Below are 3,399 nucleotides of genomic sequence, written 5' to 3'. Positions count from 1 at the left end.
CCCAGGTAATCGATCTCCCCGTTGTGTCGCCAGCGCACCAGATCGCCGGAGCGGTACATGCGCGCACCCGGCTCGAAGGGGTTGGCGACAAACCGCTCGGCAGTCAATCCCGGTCGGTCCAGGTAGCCCCGCGCGAGCCCGGCGCCGGCGATGTACAACTCACCTGCCATGCCCACCGGCACCGGTTGCAGAGCCGGATCCAGTACATAAAAGCGCGCATTGGCGATAGGTCCGCCGATACCGGCCAGGCTGTGTTCCAGCGTTGAAACTTCTCCCGAACAACACCAGATCGCTGTTTCCGTGGGCCCGTACTCGTTGTAGAGCACAGCTTGAGGGGCCTGTGTACGGTGGCCTTGCGGTACTGACGGCGGAATGGCCTCTCCCCCGAGCACTACTGTGCGCAGGGATCCCAGACGATCGCCAGCGCTGTCGAGTACTGCCGCATACAGCCCTGGACCACTGAGCCAGTGTTGCACCTGGTACTGCACCACCAGGCCGATCAGAGCCGGTATGTCCTGTTCAAGGCCCTCTCCGGGAAGGATCAGATTGGCACCAGTGGTGAGGCTGCCCAATATTGCCGCCAGGGACGCATCGAACGCGAGCGAAGGTAGCAATAGGGAACTGCGATGGGATGGATAACGTAGTGAGCGGGCACGGATTGCATTTGCCGCCTGTGCATGCTCTACCGCTACGCCTTTGGGCTCACCGGTAGATCCCGACGTATATATCACATAGGCACAGTGTCGTGCCCGCACCGCGCCGCGGCGATCGAAATCCTGCGGCGCCTGGGTGCTAGACCGATCGAGCTCGGCCCTTGTCGCCTTGCTGTCAATCGTCAGTAGCGGTAACTCGACCTCCGCCGGCACGGCAAAGGCGGCATTCGAAATCAGCAAGGCGGGTCGCCCCTCCCGGAGGATATAGGCGATGCGCTCCGCAGGATGCGTCGGATCAAGCGGCAAGTAAGCCGCGCCGGCCTTCAGCACCGCGAGCAGTGTGATAATGGCGGCGCTCGACCTGAGCAACGCAATTGCAACCCGGTCTTCCGCGCCAACCCCCCGGGCAATCAGCAGGTGCGCGAGACGGTTGGCCCGGCGCTCGAGCTCGGCATAGTCCAACGAGCCGTCACTGGAAGTCAGTGCGATCGCGTGTGGCGTCCGTGCCGCCTGCTGTTCAAACAGTGAGTGCAGCGTTTTTCCCCGAGGAAACGTTTCCGAGGTACTCGTGGCGTTGAAGGATGTAAGAATCTGCTCCCGCTGACTGCTGTCCAGCAGCTCCACCCGGCCCGTCGGCTGCGCGGGATCTTCGGCCATGGCCTCCAGAATTCGCACATAGGCCGTCATAATCCGTATCGCCTGATCCTCGTCGAAAAGGTCGTCGCGATAGCTCAAGCCCAGTTTCATGCCGTCGCCCGGCATTGCCGCCAATCCCAAGGGATAGTGGGAAGTATCACCGCCGTGCTGGCTGTGGCGGTGCACTTGAAACATTTCCACGTCTGGCTGCCCCTCGGCCAGGGCACTTTCGTCGATGGGATAGTTTTCAAACACCGTCAACGTATCGAACAATTCACCGATCCCCCCGACCCGCTGTATCTCGGGCAGGCTCAGGTATTGATGTTCGAGCAATGCCGATTGTCGTGAATGCAGATCTTTCAGTAGCGCTGCAAACGACTGCTCGGGATGAATGCGTACTCGCACCGGAAGGGTGTTGATAAACAGCCCGACCATACGCTCGATACCCGGCAGCTCTGGTGGGCGGCCGGATACGGTAGTACCAAACACAACGTCATTGCGACCGGTCATCCTTCCCAGCAGTACTCCCCAGCCTGCCTGGATCAGGGTATTGAGGGTGACGCCGAGACCGCGCGCCTGCTCTTCCAGCCGACGCGTCAGGGTTTCCGACAAAATGTGCTTATGCACTTGCCCCGGCGCCGCATCCAGATGCGCCGGCGCAATCCGGGTGGCTTCATCGAGTCCCGCCAGATATTCACGCCAGGCTGCGCGAGCAACATCGGGATCACGCTTGTTAAGCCAGGCGAGATAGTTCCGGTACGGGACGACGGCTGGAAGCGCCGCTAAATCGGCACCGTTCTGATAGAGAGTGAATAATTCGTGCAGCAGGATCGGTAGCGACCAGCCATCAAACAGAATGTGGTGATTGGTCAGTACCAGGTGGTGGAGTTGCGCATGCTCACGTACCAAAGTCAGACGTAGCAGTGGACCCTTCTCGAGGTCGAAGCCTTCGTTGCGATCCTCCCGCAGCAGGGCATCCATCGCCTGCTTCGCGTCGGTGACGCTCTCCAATGTGATTGAGCGCCAGGGAAGTTCCACATCCTTGGCGATGACCTGCACCGGCGCCCACAGTCCCTCGTGAACAAAGGTGGCGCGCAGGTTTGCATGACGCTGCCATAGCATCCGCGCGGCTCGGTGCAGCCGTTCGTTATCGAGGGGGCCCACGAGGCTAAAGGCCATTTGCACTACATAGGGCAATTCCTGGGCAAGCGCGCGCTGTACAGGAGTTTCGTCCACCGACGATACCTGCCCCTGCTCGTAAAACGCGTGAAACAGGAATCCGTGCTGAAGCGGCGACAACGGCAAGATGTCCTGCACATGCGGCTGTGTGCTTTCGATCGCTTCAATCTGAACCTGTTGCAGACCTGCAAGAGGCACGTCCGAAGGGGTCAGCAAAGCCTGTCCATCCCCTCTCACCGCCACAGCAATATCGCATAACCGCGCAAACCAGGTTACTGCGAGATCCCTAACCACTGCCTCGTCCAGCAACTCGTCAGCCCAACTCCAACTTGCGCACAGTACGGGGCCTGCACTGCCGTCTTCCGTGGTCGCATTCAGGTCCAGGGCGTGGGACAGTCCGCGGCACTCGCCACCGTCATCTCCCTGGGCCACCTCGGTGGCCATTACCCATTGTCGGCCCGCCGGGTTTTCATCCGCGACTGCAAATCGTCCCAGGTAATTAAAGCGCACCTGGGGGGCCGGCCGGGACGCCAACATCTCCCGCCCCTGCTTATCCAGATAGCGCAGGAGCCCATAGCCAACGCCGTTGTTCGGTACACGTCGTAACTGCTCTTTGACCGACTTAAGCGCCGACATCATCCCCTTCTGCCGTTCAGTCTCACCACACCGGGCCTCCGCCCAATCGATGCCGGCCAGTGACAGTTGCAGCGGGAACTGGCTGGTAAACCAGCCAATGGTGCGAGACAGATCGGCGCCGTCCTCCACGGCTTCGCGGCCGTGGCCTTCCAGATCAAAGCGAACCCCTTCCGCATTGCCAAAGCCGTGGCGCTCGCGCCAGTCAGCCATTGCCAGGGCGAAGGCTGTCAGCAGTACATCGTTGATCCGGCCGTGAATACGCTCCGGTGCACGGGTCAGCAGTATGCGCGTGACG

The 3,399-nt window shown here is 61.0% G+C and carries 1 protein-coding gene; it reads right to left on the bottom strand.

Features of this window, described 5'->3' with window-relative positions:
* Positions 1-3,399 (bottom strand): amino acid adenylation domain-containing protein (locus ACCI49_RS24000; protein ID WP_371841775.1); only part of this gene is annotated, 3,399 nt, incomplete at both ends.

Source organism: Microbulbifer epialgicus, from assembly GCF_041447265.1.
GTDB classification, from domain to species: domain Bacteria; phylum Pseudomonadota; class Gammaproteobacteria; order Pseudomonadales; family Cellvibrionaceae; genus Microbulbifer; species Microbulbifer epialgicus.
This window is presented reverse-complemented; position numbering and strand designations above follow the sequence as displayed.